18 protein-coding genes are annotated in these 21,125 nt (G+C 66.8%); 5 read left to right on the top strand and 13 right to left on the bottom strand.

The features are described 5' to 3' along the window. The first annotated feature begins 44 nt into the window (after positions 1 to 44). Together htpG and LJF27_RS18470 are read left to right on the top strand one after the other, a co-directional pair. A complete protein-coding gene (htpG, locus tag LJF27_RS18475; protein WP_003087446.1) occupies positions 45 to 1,949 on the top strand; it encodes a molecular chaperone HtpG in 1,905 nt (634 codons plus the stop codon). A gap of 67 nt (positions 1,950 to 2,016) precedes the next feature. After that, the gene (locus LJF27_RS18470) at positions 2,017 to 2,742 is read left to right on the top strand and encodes a dienelactone hydrolase family protein (RefSeq protein WP_003087448.1); all 726 of its coding nucleotides are present in this window, start codon (positions 2,017 to 2,019) and stop codon (positions 2,740 to 2,742) included. 10 nt (positions 2,743 to 2,752) lie between these two features. Here LJF27_RS18470 and panB read toward each other — a convergent pair whose 3' ends face one another. After that, positions 2,753 to 3,574 carry a 3-methyl-2-oxobutanoate hydroxymethyltransferase gene (panB, locus tag LJF27_RS18465; RefSeq protein ID WP_023116635.1) on the bottom strand — a complete coding sequence of 274 codons (822 nt, stop codon included), beginning with the start codon at positions 3,572 to 3,574 and terminating at the stop codon, positions 2,753 to 2,755. A gap of 80 nt (positions 3,575 to 3,654) precedes the next feature. Here panB and LJF27_RS18460 point away from each other — a divergent pair, with 80 nt between their 5' ends. Then, entirely contained in the window at positions 3,655 to 4,437 is a 783-nt protein-coding gene (locus LJF27_RS18460) for an AraC family transcriptional regulator (RefSeq protein ID WP_003117756.1), read from the top strand. 10 nt (positions 4,438 to 4,447) lie between these two features. Here LJF27_RS18460 and LJF27_RS18455 read toward each other — a convergent pair whose 3' ends face one another. The 5 genes from LJF27_RS18455 to LJF27_RS18435 all read right to left on the bottom strand — a co-directional run bounded on the left by LJF27_RS18455 (position 4,448) and on the right by LJF27_RS18435 (position 10,106). Next, entirely contained in the window at positions 4,448 to 5,749 is a 1,302-nt protein-coding gene (locus tag LJF27_RS18455; protein ID WP_003117755.1) for a cytochrome c, read from the bottom strand. A 49-nt stretch (positions 5,750 to 5,798) separates the two neighbouring features. Next, positions 5,799 to 8,045: a xanthine dehydrogenase family protein molybdopterin-binding subunit gene (locus tag LJF27_RS18450; protein ID WP_003120440.1), complete on the bottom strand. Its 2,247-nt coding sequence runs from the start codon at positions 8,043 to 8,045 to the stop codon at positions 5,799 to 5,801. Continuing rightward, positions 8,042 to 8,533, bottom strand: coding sequence for a (2Fe-2S)-binding protein (locus LJF27_RS18445; protein WP_023116634.1), 492 nt, complete (start codon positions 8,531 to 8,533; stop codon positions 8,042 to 8,044). Before LJF27_RS18445 ends, LJF27_RS18450 begins: the two co-directional genes overlap by 4 nt. A 206-nt stretch (positions 8,534 to 8,739) precedes the next feature. Beyond that, positions 8,740 to 9,162 carry a MarR family winged helix-turn-helix transcriptional regulator gene (locus LJF27_RS18440; protein ID WP_003120438.1) on the bottom strand — a complete coding sequence of 141 codons (423 nt, stop codon included), beginning with the start codon at positions 9,160 to 9,162 and terminating at the stop codon, positions 8,740 to 8,742. A gap of 38 nt (positions 9,163 to 9,200) precedes the next feature. Next, positions 9,201 to 10,106 (bottom strand): substrate-binding periplasmic protein, encoded by a 906-nt coding sequence (locus LJF27_RS18435; protein ID WP_003120437.1) that lies wholly within the window; start codon positions 10,104 to 10,106, stop codon positions 9,201 to 9,203. Between LJF27_RS18435 and LJF27_RS18430 the strand changes: the two genes are divergently transcribed. Continuing rightward, on the top strand, positions 10,105 to 11,139 hold the full coding sequence (locus LJF27_RS18430) for an amidohydrolase family protein (protein ID WP_003097898.1): 1,035 nt from the start codon (positions 10,105 to 10,107) through the stop codon (positions 11,137 to 11,139). The genes LJF27_RS18435 and LJF27_RS18430 overlap by 2 nt on opposite strands. A 68-nt stretch (positions 11,140 to 11,207) precedes the next feature. Beyond that, the gene (locus LJF27_RS18425) at positions 11,208 to 11,684 is read left to right on the top strand and encodes a DUF3859 domain-containing protein (RefSeq protein WP_003087466.1); all 477 of its coding nucleotides are present in this window, start codon (positions 11,208 to 11,210) and stop codon (positions 11,682 to 11,684) included. 173 nt (positions 11,685 to 11,857) lie between these two features. On the opposite strand, the gene LJF27_RS18420 is transcribed toward LJF27_RS18425, so the two are convergent. The 7 genes from LJF27_RS18420 to LJF27_RS18390 all read right to left on the bottom strand — a co-directional run bounded on the left by LJF27_RS18420 (position 11,858) and on the right by LJF27_RS18390 (position 21,107). Beyond that, complete coding sequence (locus LJF27_RS18420; RefSeq protein ID WP_003087468.1) at positions 11,858 to 12,298, bottom strand: winged helix-turn-helix transcriptional regulator; 441 nt, start codon at positions 12,296 to 12,298, stop codon at positions 11,858 to 11,860. A gap of 105 nt (positions 12,299 to 12,403) precedes the next feature. Beyond that, the gene (locus LJF27_RS18415) at positions 12,404 to 14,029 is read right to left on the bottom strand and encodes a methyl-accepting chemotaxis protein (protein ID WP_003097894.1); all 1,626 of its coding nucleotides are present in this window, start codon (positions 14,027 to 14,029) and stop codon (positions 12,404 to 12,406) included. A gap of 154 nt (positions 14,030 to 14,183) precedes the next feature. Continuing rightward, positions 14,184 to 15,401: a beta-ketoacyl-ACP synthase I gene (gene fabB, locus LJF27_RS18410; protein ID WP_003097892.1), complete on the bottom strand. Its 1,218-nt coding sequence runs from the start codon at positions 15,399 to 15,401 to the stop codon at positions 14,184 to 14,186. Between the two features lie 11 nt (positions 15,402 to 15,412). Further along, entirely contained in the window at positions 15,413 to 15,928 is a 516-nt protein-coding gene (fabA, locus tag LJF27_RS18405) for a 3-hydroxyacyl-[acyl-carrier-protein] dehydratase FabA (RefSeq protein WP_003087475.1), read from the bottom strand. Positions 15,929 to 16,116: 188 nt separating this feature from the next. Further along, positions 16,117 to 18,072, bottom strand: coding sequence for an ATP-binding protein (locus tag LJF27_RS18400; RefSeq protein ID WP_003097889.1), 1,956 nt, complete (start codon positions 18,070 to 18,072; stop codon positions 16,117 to 16,119). Next, positions 18,069 to 18,827 (bottom strand): ABC transporter substrate-binding protein, encoded by a 759-nt coding sequence (locus tag LJF27_RS18395; protein ID WP_003120435.1) that lies wholly within the window; start codon positions 18,825 to 18,827, stop codon positions 18,069 to 18,071. Before LJF27_RS18395 ends, LJF27_RS18400 begins: the two co-directional genes overlap by 4 nt. Before the next feature lie 171 nt (positions 18,828 to 18,998). Further along, the gene (locus tag LJF27_RS18390) at positions 18,999 to 21,107 is read right to left on the bottom strand and encodes a TonB-dependent receptor plug domain-containing protein (RefSeq protein ID WP_003097885.1); all 2,109 of its coding nucleotides are present in this window, start codon (positions 21,105 to 21,107) and stop codon (positions 18,999 to 19,001) included. Positions 21,108 to 21,125 lie beyond the last annotated feature (18 nt).

Below are 21,125 nucleotides of genomic sequence, written 5' to 3'. Positions count from 1 at the left end.
TCCGCCGTGGTACGCGGCTTATGTCATTGATGGAGCTTGGAGCGATGAGCGTGGAAACCCAAAAAGAGACACTGGGCTTTCAGACTGAAGTGAAGCAACTGCTTCACCTGATGATTCATTCTCTCTATTCGAACAAGGAAATCTTCCTCCGCGAACTGATTTCCAACGCCTCGGACGCCGCCGACAAGCTGCGTTTCGAAGCCCTGGCCAATCCCGAGCTGCTCGAGGGCGGCGCCGAGCTGAAGATCCGCGTCAGCTTCGACAAGGAAGCCAACACCGTCACCCTGGAAGACAACGGCATCGGCATGAGCCGCGAGGATGTGGTGACTCACCTGGGCACCATCGCCAAGTCCGGGACCGCCGACTTCCTGAAGAACTTGTCTGGCGACCAGAAGAAGGATTCGCACCTGATCGGCCAGTTCGGCGTCGGTTTCTACAGCGCCTTCATCGTCGCCGACAAGGTCGATGTCTACTCCCGTCGCGCCGGCCAGCCGGCCAGCGAAGGGGTGCACTGGTCGTCGAAGGGCGAGGGCGAGTTCGACGTCGCTACCATCGACAAGCCCGAGCGCGGTACCCGCATCGTCCTCCACCTGAAAAAGGGCGAGGAGGAGTTCGCCGATGGCTGGCGCCTGCGCAACGTGATCAAGAAATACTCCGATCACATCGCTTTGCCGATCGAGCTGCCCAAGGAATTCCACGGCGAAGAGGCCGACAAGCCGGCCGAGCCGGAATGGGAAACGGTCAACCGCGCCAGCGCGCTGTGGACCCGTCCGCGCGCCGAGGTGAAGGACGAGGAATACCAGGAGTTCTACAAGCACGTCGCCCATGACTTCGAGAACCCGCTGAGCTGGAGCCACAACAAGGTCGAAGGCAAGCTGGAATACACCTCGCTGCTCTACGTGCCGGGCCGCGCGCCGTTCGACCTGTACCATCGCGAAGCGCCGCGGGGCCTGAAGCTGTACGTACAGCGCGTGTTCATCATGGACCAGGCCGACGAGTTCCTGCCGCTGTACCTGCGCTTCATCAAGGGTGTGGTCGACTCCAACGACCTGTCGCTGAACGTCTCCCGGGAAATCCTGCAGAAGGATCCGGTGATCGACTCGATGAAGTCGGCGTTGACCAAGCGCGTGCTGGACATGCTGGAGAAGCTGGCGAAGAACGAGCCGGAGCAGTACAAGACCTTCTGGAAGAACTTCGGCCAGGTCCTCAAGGAAGGCCCGGCGGAAGACTTCGGCAACAAGGAGAAGATCGCCGGCCTGCTGCGCTTCGCCTCCACCGGCGACGATTCGGGCGAGCAGAGCGTAGCGCTGGCCGACTACATCGGTCGGATGAAGGAAGGGCAGGACAAGATCTACTACCTCACCGGCGAGAGCTACTCGCAGGTGAAGAACAGCCCGCACCTGGAAGTCTTCCGCAAGAAGGGCATCGAGGTGCTGCTGCTCACCGATCGCATCGACGAGTGGCTGATGAGCTACCTGCCGGAGTTCGACGGCAAGCAGTTCGTCGATGTCGCCCGCGGCGACCTGGACCTGGGCAGCCTGGACTCGGAAGAGGACAAGAAGGCCCAGGAAGAAGTCGCCAAGAGCAAGGAAGGCCTGATCGAGCGCCTGAAGAAGGTGCTCGACGAGCAGGTCAGCGAAGTCCGCGTTTCCCACCGCCTGACCGATTCGCCGGCGATCCTCGCCATCGGCGAACAGGACCTTGGCCTGCAGATGCGCCAGATCCTCGAGGCCAGCGGGCAGAAAGTGCCGGACTCGAAGCCGATCTTCGAGATCAACCCGCAGCATCCGCTGATCGAGAAGCTGGATGCGGAGCCGGACGAGGACCGCTTCGGCGAGCTGTCGCATATTCTCTTCGACCAGGCCGCCCTGGCCGCGGGGGACAGCCTCAAGGATCCGGGCGCCTACGTACGCCGACTGAACAAGCTGCTGGTGGAGCTGTCCGCTTAAGCAGTAGCCCCGACAAAGCCCGCTTCGGCGGGCTTTGTCTTTTCCAACTCTCGCAGGAGCAGTACCCATGAGTGAGATTCGTGTAGAGCCGGTCGCCTACGACATCGATGGGCAGCCGTACGAAGGTCAACTGGTGTACGACGCCAGCCACGCGGGGCCGCGCCCGGGCCTGCTGATGGCGCCGAACTGGATGGGCGTGAGCGCCGCCGCGCTGGACATCGCCCGGCAGGTCGCCGGCCGTGGGCACGTGGTGCTGGTGGCGGACCTCTACGGCAGGGACGTGCGTCCGCAGAACGGCGACGAGGCGGGCGCGGCGATGATGCCGCTGAAGAACGACCGGGCCCTGCTGCGCAAGCGCATGCAGGCAGCGCTGGCGGCCTTGCGCGGACAGGCGCTCGCGGCTGTCGATACGACCCGCCAGGCTGCCTTCGGTTTCTGCTTCGGCGGTTGCTGCGCGCTGGAGCTGGCTCGCGACGGCGCCGAGCTGAAGGCCTTCGTGTCCTTCCATGGCACCCTGGATACGCCGGACCCGGCGCATGCCAGGAACATCAAGGGCGCGGTACTGGTCCTCGACGGCGCCTCCGATCCGCTGGTGCCGCGCGAGCAGTTGCCGGCCTTCGCCAGGGAGATGACCGATGCCGGCGTCGACTGGCAGCTCACCAGCTACGGCGGCGCGGTGCATTCCTTCACCGATCCGAACGCCAAGGTGCCGGGCAAGATGCACTATGACGCCAGGACCTCCCGGCGTGCCTTCCAGGCGATGGACGACCTGCTGGCGGAAGTCTTCGCCTGAGACCGCCGGCTCACTCGCGCATGGCGAAGCAGTGCTTGGCCTCGGGGAAGCGCCGTTCGCGCACGTCCTCGGCGAAGCGCCGGGCCGCCTCGTCGATTTCCCGGTCGAGGCGCGCGTAGCGTTCGACGAAGCGCGGTACCTGTTCGCCGCTTAGCCCGAGCAGGTCCTCGCTGACCAGTACCTGGCCGTCGCAGGCCGGCGAGGCGCCGATACCGATGCAGGGGATCGCCAGTTCTTCGCTAAGGCGACGGGCCAGCGGCTCGCCTACGCCTTCGATGACCACCGCGAAGGCGCCGCCGCGCTGCATGGCGAGGCCGTCGCGGCGTACCCGTTCGGCGCTTTCCGGGTCACGCCCCTGGGCCTTGAAGCCGCCCATGGCGTTGACCTGCTGCGGCATCAGGCCGATATGGGCGAGCACCGGTATGCCACGGCGTACCAGGAAGTCCACGGTTTCTTCCATTTCCTCACCGCCTTCCAGCTTCACCGCCTGGGCGCCGCTGTCGGCCAGCAGGCGTGCGGCGTTGCGGAACGCCTGTCGGGGCGATTCCTGGTAGCTGGCGAACGGCAAGTCGGCCACCACGCAGGCGCGCCGACTGCCGCGCATCACCGCCAGGGTGTGGGCGACCATCATCTCCAGGCTCACTCCCAGGGTGCTGGGCATGCCATAGAGCACCATGCCCAGCGAATCGCCGACCAGCAGCAGGTCGGCATGCGGATCGAGGAGGCGGGCCATGGGCGTGCTGTAGGCGGTCAGCGCCACCAGGCTGCCGGCACCCTTGCGGCGCTGGATATCGGGAACGGACAGGCGATGTTGCGGGTGATGACTGCTCATGGCGTGGCTCCGGTTTGTCTATGGGGAGCCACACGCTACCATCGGCCGCGTACCGCTCACTCGACGGATGGGGACAACCGATGCCGCAAACGGGACAAGAACGCGACCTGCCGCGATTCCGCAGCCTGCCCTGCGCGGTGTACCTGCGCGCCTTCGAGATGCCCGCCGGGCACCGGGTGGAGATGCACGAGCACCCCTGGGGCCAACTGATGTACGCCGCCAGCGGCACCTTGCGCGCCAGCACCGAGCGGCACAGCTATCTGGTGCCGGCGCAGCGGGCGCTGTGGATTCCGCCGGGCGTCCGGCACGCCGCGGAGGCTTGCAACCCTGTGCTGTTCCGCAGTCTCTACCTGGATCGTTCGCTGCCCGGCGGTTGCCGGGTACTGGAGGTGTCCGGCCTGCTGCGCGAACTGTTGCTGCGGGCGGCGGAGTTTCCCCGTGAATATCCGCCGGGTGGCGAGGCCGAGCGTCTCATGCAGGTGGTCGCCGATGAGGTCGGGCGCCTTCGCGAGGCGCCGCTGAACCTGCCGTTGCCTGGCGACCCGCGCTTGCGCCGGATCACCGACGCGCTACAGGCGGATCCCGCCGATCCGCGCGGCATCTCGGATTGGGCGGGACTGGTGGGGGCGTCCCGACGGACCCTGGCGCGGTTGTTCCGCGAGCAGACCCAGTTGTCGTTTCGCGAGTGGCGCCAGCGCCTGCGTCTGCTCAACGCGGTCGCCGCGCTGGAGGAGGGCGCCAGCGTGACGCGGGTGGCCAGCGACCTTGGCTACGACTCCACCTCTGCGTTCATCAGCCTGTTCCAGCGTCATTTCGGCCAGACCCCCGGTTGCTTCGCCCGCTCCCTGCGCTTGCCCAACTGAGCCGCATGCTTCAGGGCGCCGCCTGTCGGCGCAGGCTTGCCGCCTTGGCCGCGAGGTCCGGCCAGGCGGGCTTGCCGGCGAAACGCTCGCGCAGGTAGTTGGCCAGGGCGGCGACTTGCCGGTCGTCGAGGCTGTGGCGGAAGCCGGGCATATAGCCGAGGTCGCCGGTGGCCGGGCTGTGGATGCCGTCGAGGATGATCCGCAGCAGGTTGTCCGGGCTGTCCGCATGCACATTGCTGTTCAGCGCCAGGGATGGACGCACGCCGAAGAAGCGCGGTCCGTCGCCGTCATGGTGGCAGGCCAGGCAGGCCCCGGCGAACAGGCGCGCGCCGCTGCCGCTGGGCGGTTGCACGCGGCCGTAGCCCTGCCGGTCGAGGCGTTGCGCCTGTTGCTGATCGGTTTCCCCGGCCGGGGCAGCGGCGTAGGACGCAAGGTAATGGGCCAGGGCCCGCAGGTCCTCGTCCGACTGCTTGGCCAGGCCTTCGCCGACCACTGGCGCCATCGGCCCGCTGGCGACCCCGTGGTAGGCCGAATAGCCGTGGCGGAGGTAGGCGTAGAGGGCCTCCTCGCTCCAGGCGATGGGCGCCGGCGAACTGGCGTTCAAGGCTGGCGCGGTCCAGCCCTCCGCCTCGCCGCCGGCGAAGTGCGCGCTGCCGGACTTTTCCGCGCCGAGCGCATTGCGCGGCGAGTGGCAGGCGCTGCAATGGCCGAGGCCTTCGGCGAGATAGGCGCCGCGGTTCCATTGCTGGTTGCGCGTCGGCTCGTCGCGGTAGGCGCCGGGCTCCAGGAACAGCAGGTTCCAGCCGGCCATCAGCTGGCGTTGGTCGAAGGGGAACGGCAGCTGGTTGGCAGGCGTTTCGCTGTGCACCGCCGGCTGGCTCATCAGGTAGGCGTACAGGGCCTTCAGGTCTTCGTCGCGAGTCCTGGTGAAGGCGGTGTAAGGGAACGCCGGATACAGGTAGCTGCCGTCGCGGGCCACGCCATGCCGCATGGCCCGCTCGAAGGCGGGGTAGGACCAGCCACCGATGCCGCTCGCGCGATCCGGCGTGAGGTTGCTGCTGTAGATCGTCCCGAACGGCGTCGGCAAGGCCCGTCCGCCGGCGTTGCGCGGGCCGCCTTCGCGAGTGTGGCAGACCGCGCAGTCGCCGAGGGCGGCGAGGCGTTCGCCGCGGGCGATCTGCTCGGCGCTGAAGGGACCGGGTGTGCCTTCCAGTGGCCCGATGGCCGGTTGCCAGGCGTAGCCGAGGGCGATGGCGGCGAGCGCGACGAGGCTGCCGGAGGCCCAGAGGCCGATGCGTGTTGCCTTCTTCATCTGTCAGTCATCCACTGCGCGGGGCGCCGCGGCGCCCCGGGGAAAAGGATCAGGCCTGCGCGCTGCGCAGCGCCGCGAGTACGCGTTCCGGAGTGAACGGCACCTGTCGCAGGCGCGCCCCGGTAGCGTCGAAGATCGCATTGGCGATGGCCGCGGCGCTGGGCACCGAGGCTGACTCGCCAGCGCCCATCGGTGGCTGCTCGGGGCGGTCGAGCAGCAGTACGTCGATCTCCGGCAGTTCGGGGAAGCCGAGGATCGGGTAGCCGCCCCATTCCAGGCTGGTGACGCCACGGCGGTCGAAGGTGGCGAACTCCTTGAGTACCCGGCTGGTGGACTGGATGACGTTGCCGTGGACCTGGTGCCTGACCCCATCGGGATTGACCATCTGCCCGCAGTCATGGGCGACCCAGACCTTGGCGACGCGCACCGCGCCGTTCTCCGGGTTCACCTCGACGTCGACGATCCAGGCGGCCCAGGCGGCGCCGAAACCGGGAAACTTGCTGTGGAAGTAGCGCGCATAGGCGAAGCCGCGTCCCTTCAGCAAGCCGTCCCGGCGCGCCTCTGGGTTGGGGGAGGTGCGTGGCTGCCAGCCGGCGCGGGCGACCAGGGCGTCGATCAGCGCCAGGGCGCGCTGGTCGTCCAGGTAGCGGCGGCGGAAGGCGATGGGGTCGATGCCGGCCAGGTGCGCCAGTTCGTCGACGTAGGACTCATGGGCGAACACGTTCGGCAGCGCCGAGACGCCGCGCATCCAGGACGCGCGGACGATAGGGGCGGCGTCGTTGGCCACCACCCGCATCCGCGGGTAGCGGTATTGCGGGATCGCGGTGCGGTCGCCCATGTCGGCCACCTGCGGGGTGGCCGGGATCCGCCCGGTGAGGAGCAGGGCCAGGGTCGGCGCGCCGTTGGAGGGGTAGCAGGTGGCGAAGTCGTAGGCCGCCACCCGGCCTTGCTCGTCGAGGCCGCCGCGGACCTCGATCAGTTGCGCGGTGCCTTTCGGTTCCCAGCCATGTTCCTGTTCGCGCATCAGTTGTACCCGCACCGGCCGGCCCACTGCCTGCGCCAGGAGCACGGCGTCGGCGCTGACGTCGTCGGCGCCGTTGCGTCCGTAGCAGCCGGCGGCTTCCATGCGAATCACCTCGATGTCCCCGGTCTCGCGCTGCAGCAGCCTGGCCAGGTCGTTGCGCAGGTCGTGCGGGTTCTGCGTGCCGGACCAGACGCGAGCGCGCTGCGCATCGACCTCGGCGAGGGCGCAGGAAGGGCCGATGGAGGCGTGCAACTGGTAGGGCCAGACATAGGTGGCCGACAGCGGCCGGGCGATGCCCGCGAGGTGCTGCTCGAGACCGGGTGAGTCGTGCAGCGTGCGTGGCTTCTTCGGATGCCGGCGAAGCGTGTCCTCGAGCCGGTCGGGTTCCAGCGGCGGCAGGCCCTGCCAGTCCTTCCAGCGCACCTTGAGCTGGCGCGCGGCGCGGATCGCCTGCTCCTCGCGTTCGCAGACCACGCCGACGAAGTCGCCGATCACGACCACCTTGACCAGCCCCGGCAGCCCGGCGACCGAGCTTTCGTCCACCGCCAGCAGGCCGCTGCCGAGCGGGGCGCTGACATCCGCGCCGGTATAGGGCGGGCGTACCACTCGCCCATGCAGCATGCCGGGCAAGCGCATGTCGTGGACATAGGTCAGTTGACCGGTCAGCTTCGCCGGGATGTCCACCCGACGCACCGGCTTGCCGACCAGACGGTACTCGCTGCGCGGCTTGAGCGGCGCCTTGCCGTCGATGTTCAGGTTGAAGCGCTGGCCTCGCAGCAACTCGCCGTAGCCGATCCGTCGCTGCGGATTGGCGGCGGCGAAGACCTGGCCGTTTTCGCTGCGCAGGCTGTCCGGATGCACCGGGAAATGGCTTCCGGCCTGGCGCAGGAGGAAGCGCCGGGCTTCGGCGGCGGCCTGGCGCAGCGGCACGGCGCTGACCTGGATGCTGGCGCTGGCGATGGTCGGCCCCTGGTCCGGTGTGCGACGGGTGTCGCCGAGGATCATCTCGACCTGCTCGAACGCGACGTCCAACTCTTCGGCGACGATCTGCGCCAGTGCCGTGCGGATGCCGGTACCAAGGTCGACGTGGCCGCAGAAGGCGGTGACCTTGCCGTCCGCGGCAATGGCGATGAACGAGTCGACCTGGTCCAGCGGCAGGTCGGTGGCGCCCTGCTCGGCAAGGGCGAGCAGCGGGGCGGGCAGGTTGACGGTGACCAGCAGCAGGCCGCCGGCCTTGAGGAAGCCGCGTCGCGAGGGATTGGCCAGGCTCATGCCGGGTGCTCCTCCTGATGCTCCTTCAGGCTCTCGGCGGCACGCCGCACGGCCTTGAGAATCTCCACATGGGTGCCGCAGCGACACAGGTTGTAGGCCAGTTCCTGGCGGATCTCGCCGTCGCTGGGGTTCGGGTTGCGATCCAGCAACGCCTTGGCGGTCATCACCATGCCGTTGATGCAGTAGCCGCATTGGGCGGCCTGTTCGTCGATGAAGGCCTGTTGCAGCGGATGGGGATGGGCGGCATCGCCGAGTCCTTCGAGGGTAACCACCCGGCGGCCTACGGCGGCCTCCACCGCGGTGATGCAGGAGCGGGTGGCGACGCCATCCATCAGCACGGTGCAGGCGCCGCACTCGCCGAGGCCGCAGCCGAACTTGGGACCGTTCAGTTGCAGGTCGTTGCGCAGGACATAGAGCAGGGGGGTATCGGGGGCGACATCGAGGCGCAGGGACTGACCGTTGACGGTCAGGGCAAGGGCATCGCTCATGGCGGTTTCTCCCCATGCCGGCGGCATGGCTGTTCATCAGGCGGATATCCCGTCAGCCGTGCCTGGTAGCATGCGGCTATGCGGGAATTTGTTTGTATACAAACATGTTATGAACGCCTGCGGCGAACTGTCAATGGCAGGCCGCTACGACGAAAGGCGCAGCTCCGGGCGACGCAACGCGGACAAAAGGATAGACCGCAATGGCCTCAGGTCAGGCGAGCGAGCAACCCGCGCAGGGTTTCCTGTTCTTGCGGGGAGAGGGGGGCCAAGGCCTGCCGGTTGATCTCGCGGGCGGCCGCCAGGCCGGCCTCGAGTTCGGCGCGTCCGGCAGGACTGAGGCTGACCAGCAGGCGCCGGCCGTCGTCCGGATCGGCGCTGCGCTGGATCAGTCCCCGTTTGTCCAGGCGTTCGACGACGCCCTTGATGGTCGCGGCGTCCATGGCGGTGAGTCGGCCGAGCTGGTTCTGCGGGCAGGGTCCGGTCTCGCCGAGGCGGACCAGGGCGGCCCACTGGGTGGGGGTCAGGCCGTTGCCGATGCCATTGGCGAACAACGCCGCATAGCGCTGGTTGGCTTGGCGCAGGATGAAGCCGATCTGGTCGTCGAGGCGGTACGGGGCGTTACGGGACATGCTGGACATCGGTGGTGGCGTGAGGGCTTCATTCTAGCTCACGGCCGGTACCAGAGCGCCTCGCGCTGAAAAGGAGTTTTTCCTGGAAGATAGGGGTTTTTCAGCTCGATTATTCTCCGCTGCCGAAGGGCAAGCTTGCCCAGCCGCGTCTTGAAATGTCGCTCGAACAGCCGTTCGAAGCTACCGTCGGCAATCGCCTTCTCCAGGCCCTGGCGAATGGCCTCGGCCAGTTCCGGGCGTTGACGCGAAACGAAGAAATAGAAGGCCGCGGGGTAGTGCAGGGCCACGTGCTGGTCGATCGCCAGGTGCAGCCCGGCGCGGGAGGCGTCCTCCAGTTCTCCGTCGATCACTACGACCTCGCGGGGGAAGACCTCGAAGCGGCCGGCATCGAGCATGCGGAACAGGCTCTCGTAGTTCTGGCTGGTCTTCACCTCCAGGCCGTTGGCGCGCAGGATCGGTGTGTCGGCCCAGTCCTGGCGCTGGCCGAAGCGCAGGCGGCGGAGATCGTCGAGGGTCCGCGCCGAGGCCAGGAGATCCTTGTTGGCGGCGCTGACCAGGGGAATGCGCCAGCCGATCAGGCCGCGATAGATCGGAATGCGGATCGGCAGCAGGGTCTCTTCCAGGTCGTCGCGGGACTGCGCCCACATCACCTGCAGGCCCGGATCGTCCTGCTCCAGGCGCAGTTGCGCACGGGACTGCGGCATGGGCTGCGCGCTGGGCTCCAGGCGGTAGTCGCCGCCGCTCCTGGCCAGCGCCAGTTGCAGCAGCTCGACGACGTAGGGTTCGGGGTTGCGCCCTTCGGAGTGGCGCGGATAGATCACCCGTTCGCCAGCCCCGGCATGCCAGGCCAGCAGGCCGAACAGCAGGGCCAGCCAGCGGAGCGGCGAACCCTGGCCGAGCGGCAGCGGTCTATGTTCACTCAGGCCTATCAGGAGGAATGCCATGGCTGGCCCCCGTACGCGTGCCCTGTTTTCGACATTGTTCGCCCTGTCCCTGGTGACATCCTTGACCCATGCCAGGGATTATCGCTACAGCGACGCTCACGTGCACTATGTGGATTTTTTCCAGGAAAGCGAAGGCATGCCGCGGCTGCTGGAGGCGATGGACAAAGGCCGGGTCGACCATGTGATGCTCAGCGGCGTCGCGGTCGCCAAGAAATGGCACGAGGACGAGCCGAAGCGGCCGCGCTACTACGCTGGTGACGATGCCGGAGCCTATTGGTACAGCGCCACCGACGTGATCGTGGCGGCGGCGGTGAAATCCCTGCCAGCCGAGCAGCGGCGGCGCGTGCATCCGTTCCTGACCGGTTTCAACCCGACCGACAAGAACGCCGACGCGCACATCCGTCGCATGCTGGAGCTGGACCCGGGACTCTGGCAGGGCATCGGCGAGATCTTTACCCGTCACGACGACCTCACCGCGCTGACCTACGGCGACGTGCCGAGGGCCAACAACGAGGCGCTGGCGCGGGTCTATCACCTGGCCGCCGAATTCGACCTGCCGGTGTTGCTGCACGCCAACGTCACTTCCAAGCGCGAACGCAACCCGCTGTACCTGGCGGAAATCGAGGAGCCCCTGCGCAATCACCCGCATGTGCGGTTCATCTGGGCCCATGCCGGGACCAGCATGGAGATCCATCGCCACCAGAAGAAACTGGACTTCCTCCTGCCGACCCTTCGGCGTCTGCTACAGCGCTACCCGAACCTCTACATCGACCTGTCCTGGTCGGTGTTGCGCCCGTACCTGCTGGACGAGCAGGGCAAGCCCGATCCGCAGTGGCTGGCACTGGTCGAGCGGTTTCCGCAACGCTTCATGCTCGGTTCCGATGTGGTCGGCCAGTTCGACAGCCTGCCCGAGTTGATGGCGAGCTTCGATCCGTTCCTCGACGCCTTGCCCGAGCAGGTCGCTCGCCAGGTGGCGCGGGACAACTTTCTGGCGGTGCTGCCGCGCCAGCCCGCCGATCCGCGAGGCGAATAACCCGGATTCGTCATCAGTCTGTCATGCCGGCGTCATAGGCTCGCGCCAGTCCCATCCAGGAGTGAGTCATGTCCTTCATCCGTTCTTGCATCAGTCGTTCCGTCTTCCTGCTCGGCGCCGGCGTCGCCGTGGCGGCGCAGGCCGAGGTGCGTATCGACGGCCCCATCGAATATGGCGTGTTCGAAAGCCGCTACCAGGACTTCCAGCCCGGCGAACGGGTATTGACCCGTAGCGAGCAGAACATCCAGCAGACCACCGAAGTCCCGGCCAAGCTCGGCACCAAGTTCGGCATGCGTTATCAACTCAGCGGCAAGCAGGAAGGCGATACGCCTTTGACGCTGCTCTACCTCACCCCGGGCGTGGTCACTCCGGATGGTCAGCGGCATGACAAGTTCGAAGTGGTGCAGAAGCTGGTGCCGGGCGCGCCGACCGATGTCATGGCCTACGAATTCACCGAGCCGCACGAAGTGGTGAAGGGCGAATGGCGGTTGATGGTGTTCCAGGGCGATCGCCTGCTGGCGGAGAAATCCTTCGACGTGCGCTGAGCGCGAGCCATGCAAAGCGCTGGTTTTCTTGTGTGGCGTGGATAACGCGGGGGCGCCATTCGCTCTACCGGGCAAGGGTTGCCTGCGTGCGGTAGGGCGAATAACCGCCTGCGGTTATCCGCCGTTTGGGCGGCGTACGAACGGATGCCGTCGGTAGCCTGTTCGTCCTTCGATCAGTCCCTGCTGACCCGGGTATCTTCCGCGGCGAGCGGACTGCCGTCGCCGGCGCGTACCTGCAGGCGCGGCACCGGCTGGCCGCTGTCGCGCTCGACCAGGCGGACATGGGATTCGTCCGGGGCGAAGAAATAGTCCTCGCCCCACTGCCGAATCGCCACCAGCAGGGGGAAGAGCGCGCGTCCCTTGTCAGTCAGACGGTATTCCTGGTGACTGCCGCTTTCGGCCGGGACCGCCACCATCACGCCGTGCTCCACCAGGTTGCGCAGGCGCGCCGCCAGGATGTTCTTGGCCAGGCCGAGGCTCTTCTGGAATTCGCCGAAGCGCGTCAGTCCTTCGAAGGCATCGCGCACGATGAGCATCGACCAGCCGTCGCCGATCACGTCCAGCGGGCGGGCGACTGGACAACTGGCTTGCTTGTGGCTGGTGCGCTTGACCATCTGGGCGGCTCCGGAGGGGGAGAGGATCGGGTTTCATGGTAAAACCCGGGCTCCACGCTGGGCAACCGGAGGAAGTGCGCCGCCGTGAGACGGCGCACGGCATGGTCAGACGACGAAGCGGGTGACCATGTTGTTCAGGTCGATGGCCAGTTGCGACAGTTCCTGGCTGGCGGCGGCGGTCTGGTTGGAGCCGGCGGACGTCTGCAGCGAGATGTCGCGGATGTTCACCAGGTTGCGGTCGACCTCGCGGGCCACCTGGGCCTGCTGCTCGGAGGCGCTGGCGATCACCAGGGTACGCTCGTTGATCTGGCCGACCCGCTCCGCGATCTCGTTGAGCGCCAGGCCGGCGGCTTCGGCGATCTCCAGCATGTTGCGGGCGCGTACGCTGCTGCTGTCCATGGCGCCGACCGCGGCGCCGGTGCCTTCCTGGATGTTGGCGATCATCTGCTCGATCTCGCGGGTGGATTCCTGGGTGCGATGGGCGAGGGCGCGAACCTCGTCGGCGACCACGGCGAAACCGCGGCCCTGCTCGCCGGCGCGAGCCGCCTCGATGGCCGCGTTGAGCGCCAGGAGATTGGTCTGTTCGGCGATACCGCGGATCACGTCGAGGACCTTGGAAATGTCCTGGGCCTTTTCCGCCAGGCCGCCGACCAGCGCCGAGGTATTGTCCACTTCTTCGCTCATCAGGCGGATCGCCTGGACCGTCTCCAGTACCCGCTGGCGTCCGTTCTGCGCCGATTGCTCGGAGGCGGACGAGGCGTCCGAGGTGGAGCTGGCGTTGCGCGCCACTTCCTCGACGGCGGCGGTCATCTCGTTGACCGCGGTGGCGGCCATCTGGATTTCGTCGTTCTGCTGGGTCAGCGAGCGGTTGCCCTGCTCGGTGACGGCGCTGAGTTCCTCCGCGGCGGAGGCCAGTTGGGTCGCCGAGCTGCCGATCTGCTGGATGGTCTGGCGCAGTTGTGCCTGCATGCCCTGGAGGGCGACCAGCAGCTTGGCCGGTTCGTCGCGGCCAGAGGTGTCGATGCGGCTGGTGAGGTCGCCGGAAGCGATCACCTCGGCCACTCGCAGCGCCTCGCCGATCGGTTGGGTGATGCTGCGGGTGAACAGCCAGGCCAGTACCACGGTAGCGAGGCCGGCGACCAGCAGTACGCCGATCACTGCGGCGAAGGCGCTGTCATAGACCTCATCGGCCGTGTGGCTGGCCTGGCTGGCGCCCTTGACGTTGAAGTCGATCAGCGCCTGCAGTTGCTGCTGGGTGGCGCGGTACTGGTCGAGCAAGGTGCTTTCGGTGTACTGGCGGGTCTCTTCCAGCGGCTTGCTGCGCGACATCTGCACCAGGGTCTGCTGGCTTTGCAGGAGCGTCTGCCGGGTAGCCAGGTAGCGCTCGTAGATCGAGCGCTCGTCGGCACCACTGATCAGCCGTTGGTAGGCGCCCTCGCGATCGGTCAGTTCCTTGCCGATTTCCGTCATGCGGCTTTCCAGGAAGCGCTTGCTGCTATCGTCCGCCGCCAGCACATGGGCCAGTTGCACCTGCCGCAGTTCGGCGAGCAGAACGTTCAACTCGGCGCTTTCGCGGACGCTAGGCAGCCAGTTGTCGCTGATGTCCGAAGAGGCTTCGTTGAGCGAACCCATCCGGTTCAGGGAAAAGATGCCGGTGATGACCAGCAGAGCGGTGATCAGGGCGAAACTCAGGGCGGCACGGGTCGCGATGGGCATACTGCGCAAAGACATGATGGCGGATTCCAGGGGGCAGGAAGAGGGACGGGGCTGACCAGTACTATCGGCAGGCAGGGCGGGAGGTTTAGCCCGTTCATGCAGTCCGGGTAAAGAAACGCTGGGTACAAAAAAGCGCCCCGAAGGGCGCTTCATGCGGCTATGGAGGGAATCAACCCTGCCAGCGCTTGAGGACCAGGGTGGCGTTGGTGCCGCCGAAGCCGAAGCTGTTGCTCATGACGGTATCGAGCTTGGCGTTCTCGCGGGTCTCGCGGAGAATCGGCAGGTCGGCCACTTCCGGGTCGAGTTCGTCGATGTTGGCGGAGCCGGCGATGAAGCCGCCTTCCATCATCAGCAGGCAATAGATCGCCTCGTGTACGCCGGCGGCGCCCAGCGAGTGGCCGGACAGGCTCTTCGTCGAGCTGATGGCCGGCGCCTTGTCGCCGAACACTTCGCGCACGCCTCGGATCTCGGCGACGTCGCCGACCGGGGTGGAGGTGCCGTGGGTGTTCAGGTAGTCGATCGGCGCGTCGACGGTGGCCAGCGCCTGCTGCATGCAGCGGATCGCGCCTTCGCCGCTCGGGGCGACCATGTCGTAGCCGTCGGAGGTGGCGCCGTAGCCGACGATCTCGGCGTAGATCTTGGCGCCGCGCTTGAGCGCATGCTCCAGCTCCTCGACCACCACCATGCCGCCGCCGCCGGCGATGACGAAGCCGTCACGCTTGGCGTCGTAGGCGCGGGAGGCCTTTTCCGGAGTGTCGTTGTACTGGGTGGAGAGGGCGCCCATGGCGTCGAACAGGCAGCTCTGGCTCCAGTGTTCCTCTTCGCCGCCGCCGGCGAAGACCACGTCCTGCTTGCCCAACTGGATCTGTTCCATGGCTTGGCCGATGCAATGGGCGCTGGTGGCGCAGGCGGAGGAGATCGAGTAGTTGACGCCCTTGATTTGGAACGGTGTGGCCAGGCAGGCCGATACGGTGCTGCCCATGGTGCGGGTCACGCGGTATGGGCCGATGCGCTTGACGCCTTTCTCGCGCAGGGTGTCGATGGCTTCCATCTGGTTCAGGGTGGAAGCGCCGCCGGAGCCGGCGATCAGGCCGGTGCGGGGGTTGGAAATCTGTTCCGGAGTCAGGCCGGAGTCCTTGATCGCCTGCTCCATCGCCAGGTAGGCGTAGGCGGCGGCATCGCCCATGAAGCGGAAGACCTTGCGATCGATCAGCTCTTCGAGGTTCAGGTCGACCGAACCGGAAACGTGGCTGCGCAGGCCCATCTCGGCGTAGGACGGATTGAAGCGAATGCCGGGCCGACCCGCACGGAGGTTGGCGGAAACGGTGTCTTTGTCATTGCCGAGGCAGGAAACGATGCCCAGACCGGTGATAACGACGCGACGCATGCGGATAACCCTTAGAAGCTGTCAGTGGAGGTGAACAGGCCGACGCGGAGGCCTTCGGCACTGTAGATTTCGCGGCCATCGACGCTGACGGTGCCGTCGGCGATGGCCAGGACCAGCGAACGATTGATCGTGCGCTTGATATGAATGTTATACGTGACCTTCTTCGCTGTCGGCAGAACCTGACCGAAGAACTTCACTTCGCCCGAACCCAGGGCGCGGCCGCGGCCGGGGTTGCCCTGCCAGCCGAGGTAGAAACCGACCAGCTGCCACATGGCATCCAGGCCCAGGCAACCGGGCATGACCGGATCGCCTTCGAAGTGACAGGCGAAGAACCACAGGTCCGGGTTGATATCCAGCTCGGCGACCAGTTCGCCCTTGCCATACTTGCCGCCGACATCGCTGATGTGAACGATGCGATCGATCATCAGCATGTTGGGGGCGGGAAGTTGCGCGTTACCCGGGCCGAACAGCTCGCCGCGACTGCAGCGCAGCAGGTCTTCTCGGGTGAAGGCGTGTTGTTTGGTCATGCGAGCTCCTCAAAAATCCCTGAACTGCAGGGTTGTGGCGGTTCGTCCAGCGGCCGTCGCGCCGGGTTATTGTATCGGCGTCGCAGCGGCAGCCTAGTCATAGACTGTTGCGTTGCGGTGAAAGTCACAGTGTCCGGCGAACAGATGTTCACTTTATTCCCGCGTCCGCTTGCCGCCCTTGTCGTAGATCACTCCGGCTCCCCTCGTCCGGTTTCGTTCGATGTCACGGGGAGTTCCGGCTGCGAGCCGATCCAGCGTTGCAGTATGCGTTGCAATTCCGCCCGTTTGAATGGCTTGGCCAGGTAATCGTTCATTCCCGCCTGCAGGCAGTTCTCCCGATCGCCCTGCAGGGCGTTGGCGGTCAGGGCGATGATCGGTACCTGCCGGCCGTTCTCCTGGGCCCTGATTTCCCGTGTCGCCGAGTAGCCGTCGAGCACCGGCAGGCGGCAGTCCATCAGGATCGCGTCGTAGCGCTGGCGCTCGGCGCTGCGTACCGCCTGGATACCGTCGGCGACCAGGGTGACGCGATAGCCGAGGCTGCGCAACATGGCTTCTATGACTGTCTGGTTCACCGGATTGTCCTCGACCAGGAGGATTTCCTGACCGGCGGCGACCGGGGCGGCGTCGCCGGCGGCCTGCTGCCGGTGCGCCGGCGACTGCTGGAAGGGCAGCGGAATCTCCAGGGTGAAGGTCGATCCCGAGCCTTCCTTGCTCTCTGCCTGCAGGGTGCCGCCCATCCGTTCCGCCAGGGTCCTGGCGATCGCCAGGCCGAGCCCGGTGCCGCCGTAGCGTCGGGAAATCGACGAATCCGCCTGCTGGAAGGCGTCGAACATATGTTCCAGGCGTTCCGGCGAGATGCCGATGCCGCTGTCGTGCACCGCGCAGGTCAGCCACAGTACGTCGTGATCGAGAGCCTGCCACTCCAGGCTGAGATGGATGGCGCCTTCCTCGGTGAACTTCAGCGCATTACCCAGCAGATTCACCAGGATCTGTCGGATCCGCGTCGGATCGCCGCAGACCTCGATATTCTCCAGGCCGGCCTGGATCTGCAATTCCAGCGCCAGTCCGCGTTGCTGGGCGCTGTGCTGGAACACCAGGGCGGAGCCTTGCACCAGTTCCAGCAGGTTGAAGGGGATGCACTCCAGTTCCAGCGCGCCGCGTTCGATCCTTGAGAAATCGAGAATGTCGTTGATGACCTTCAGCAGGTGTTCGGTGGACTCGGTGGCCAGCGCCGTGTACTCGGCCTGTTCGCGGGTCTGCTCGGTGGTTTCCAGCAGTTGCAGCATGCCCAGCACGCCATTCATCGGGGTGCGAAGCTCGTGGCTCATCATCGCCAGGAAGTCGGACTTCGCCCGGTTCGCCTGCTCCGCTTCCTCGCGGGCGCTGATCAATTGGCTGATCGCCTGTTCCTGTTCCCGGCTCGCGCGGTCCAGCCCGCTGGCGAGATTGTTGATGTGACGGGCCAGGTCGCCGATCTCGCCGTCGTCGAGGATCGGCAGGCTGGTCTTGTAGTCGCCGCTCTGGATCGCCTCGACCGCCTGGCCCATGGTACTGATCGGCGCCGACAGGCGCTGCGCCAGGCGGCGCGCGACGAGGAAGGTGAGGATCAGGGCGAAGGCGGCCAGCAGGGCGGCCTTCAGGAGGATTTCCTGTTGCCGCTGGCTGAAGGCGTCGTTGGACATGCCGACCACCACCCGGCCGAGGTAGTCCTCGCCGGACTGGCCGTCGCCTTCGCTGGCGCCATCCAGCAGCGGGTCGCTGGCCAGGGCGATACGCTGGCGCTGGATGGTGGAGTGGAAGATGTCGATCGGCGCGGCGTTCTGCAACGCGCCGGGCAACTGTTCGACGTACACCAGGATATTGTCGTTGCGGTCGCGTACCTCGATGAAGCGCACATGCGGGGTGTCGAGGGTAGCCTGCAGCAGCTTCTGCAGCACGGGCGTGTTGCCGGCGATCACGCCGTATTCGGCGGCCGGCGCCAACTGGTCGGCGATCAACTGGCCGGTATGGGTCAGTTCCTGGCGCAGGTCCTGCAGGCGCGAGTAGGTGAAGTAGGCGGTGAGCAACAGGGTCAGCAGCAGCGCCGGGCCCAGGCTGATCGCCAGCATGCGGGTACGGATGTCCCAGCCGTGGCGCTGGCTCATGGTTCTTCTCCTTCGGCGAGGCGCCGGCCGAGGTCGGCGTCGCTGGCCAGGTCGATACCCAGGGAACGGGCTACCTGCCGATTGCCGAGCACCTTGAAATGCCCTGGATAGAGGCTGAGGGGCCAGTGCCTGGGCGCCTGGCCGAGCAATTCGTCGAGGGTGTCCAGCCAATCCTCCTGGTCGCTGTAGCTGCTCGCCAGGCTGCCGGCCTTGACGAAGGCTGCGGTGGGGCCGAGCAGCGCGCGGTTCTTGGCGTAGCTGCCGAGCAGCAGGCTCTTGATGCTCTGCGAGTTGTACAGCTGTTTGTCGTCGATGCCGAGCAGCAGGTCACTATTGCCGAGCAGGAACTGCAGCGGGCGCGGGTCGTCGTTGCCGCTGCTGCTGGCGACGAACAGCTGGAGCCCCTGGCTGCGGGCCTCGCGGCGAAGCTCGTCGAGGAGGAATTCGCTGTCCTTGCCGTAGAGCACGCCGATGCGCTGGATGCCCGGCAGGATCAGGCGCGCCAGGCGGAGCTGGCGGGACGCCGGCGGGTCGCTCCAGAGTACGCAGAGACCTCCGACGCCGTGTCCGCCATGTCCGTTGGCGCCTGGCAGCAGGCGCTGGCCATCGACCCGGTTGAGCAGCAGCGCCAGGGTCGGCGGCGCCCGGTGCTGGCGCAGGCGCCAGGCCAGGGCCTCGGGGCCGAGCAGGAGCAGGCGGGTGTCGTCGGCGAAGACCATCCCCTCCGCCAGGGCCGCGGGCGTGCGCAGTTCCACCTGGTCCTGCGGCCGTCGCTGCGCCAGGGCATCGCGAAAGGCGTTCACCGCGGCCCCCTGGTTGGCGCTGACCAGGACCAGTTGCGCGGCCTCGCCGACATGCGGGAGACAGCAGAAGACGAGCGCGAGCAGCGCCTGGAAAGCCCGGCGGGCGGGGCGCAAGCGACGCATCTAGAACGTCACCTCGGCGCTGAAGTAGAGCAGGTGGCGGCTGTCGTAGCGGTTGTCGGGAAACGTCAGCGGTTCGTCGTCGAGACGCTGCTGGAGCACGCCGGCCAGTTCCAGGGCGGCCTTGCCCAGGGGAATGCGCTTGGCCAGGCGCAGGTCGACGCGTTCGAAACGATGTCCATTGAGCGAGTCGTCGCCATAATAGAAGAGGGCGCTGGACCAGCCTTGGCCCCAGTCGTGCATCCAGCCGGCCGAGCCGCCGTGGCGGGCGGTCAGGCGCCGGTCGTAGCGACTGGTGGCGTCGTAGTCGAGATAGGCGTAGGTGGCGCGCAGGCGGTCGCGTAGGCCCAGGCGCCAGTCGAGCTGGCCTTCCGCGCCGGAGAAGCGGATGCGATCGCCGTTGTCCGGACTGAAGTCGACGACGCTGAGCGGATCGCTGATCAGTCCGGTGATTTCCTCGTGGAACAGGCGTACATCCACGGCCAGCCCGGTCTCGCGGAAAAAACCGTTGTAGCCGATCTCGCGCGAACGGGTGTGTTCCTTGCCCAGGTCGCCGGGGCCGTGGGCGCTGGCGAAGTAGTAGGCTTCGCTCTGCCCATAGGGCGCCGGTGTCAGGTGGCGGACCCGGTAGCGCCAGTCGACGTCGTTTTCGTACATGCCCGGTGACCGCACTGCCTCCGAATAGACCGCGCGCAGGCTGTGCTGGGGGTTGAACAGGTAGTTCACCGCCAGCCGCGGGCTGAACGAACTGCCGGAGCCCTCGACGTCTTCGAGCATCCCCCCGCCCTGCAGCAGCCAGTGTTCGCCGGCATGCCACTCCAATTGGCTGAACAGCCGCCAGATCTGGCTGCTGACCCTGCCGCCGTAGAAGGTCTCGGAGTTTGCCTGGTCGTAGCGGTAGCTCAGGCCGTTCAGCAGGCGCAGGTTGTCGCCCAGGCTGAGGGTGTCCTGCATCTCCAGGTCGTAGCGGCTTTCCCGGATGTTGCGGTCGACCCGTCCGCAGACCGGACGCAGTCCGCCATTGCGTAGCTGGTCGAGGACCTGGGTCGCCAGTTGCAACTCCTGGGCGCTGCCGGGCGGCAGCCGGGTCGGATCGTCGGCGAACCTGCGCAGGTAGTCCGGGTTCAGTTCCCAGAGCTGCGCCAGTTGCGGGCTGAAGGCAATGGCCGCCTCGCAGGCGTTCCATTCCTGCCGGCGCTCCCAGTGCTGTGCGTAGCCTTGTATATAGAAGCTGTGGCGCGGGTCGAGGTCGACATTCCAGCGCAGAGAACCGGCATAGTCGTGGGCGAGCGTATCGGAGTTGTCGATGTCGTCGGGAACCTGGGGAAACGGCGAGCGGTAGGCGTAGGGGTGCTGGTTCGAGCCTTCCTTGGCCGCCAGTTGCCACTCCAGGCTCTGGTTCGGCGCCAGGCTGTGGCTGGCGTTGAGGTTGAAGCGGCTGAGCCGGCGGCCGTCGCGCAGGGCGTGACCGTCGTGGTCGCGGTCGAAGCCGTCGTCTTCCTGGCCGGACAGCGACAGGCGGAAGTCGCTGTCTTCCAGGGCGATGCTCTGGCTGGCGTACCAGTCGCGGATGCCGCGCTGGCCCGCCGTGTACTTCAGGCGCGTGCCGGGCGACTCGCCGGGGGCGCGGGTGATGATGTTGATCACCCCCATCAATGCGTTGGCGCCGTAGCTCACGGTATTCGGCCCACGGAACACTTCGATCCGCTCGACATCCTCGAGGGCCAGCGGCAGGTCGCTCCAGTCGACGCTGGCAAGGCCCGGGCGGTACACCGAGCGGCCGTCGATCAGCACCTGCAGGCGCCGCGCCCCCGACATGCTGGTGCCGTGGTAGTTGACCGTGGGCTGGTTGCCGGACAGGTAGCCGACCATCATGCCCGGGACCAGGCGCATCAGTTCGGGAATGTCGCGGGCGCCGCTGGCGACGATCAGCTCGCGGTCGAGCACGCTGATGCTGCCGGGAACTTCCGCCGGGGATTGTTTCAGGCGTGTCGCGGTCAATACTTCGGGAACGCCGCTGGGATCGTTGAACAGGTCGGCGGCCGCGAGCTTGCCGCCGAACAGCAGGGCCAGCAGGGTCAGGGAGGCGGGAGCACGTGAAGCGATGGGCACGGAACGACCTTGTTCTCG

Source organism: Pseudomonas sp. 203-8, assembly GCF_020708595.1.
GTDB classification, from domain to species: Bacteria; Pseudomonadota; Gammaproteobacteria; order Pseudomonadales; family Pseudomonadaceae; genus Pseudomonas; species Pseudomonas aeruginosa.
Note: the sequence above shows the minus strand (reverse complement) of the source record. Positions and strands in the feature narration are given on the sequence as shown.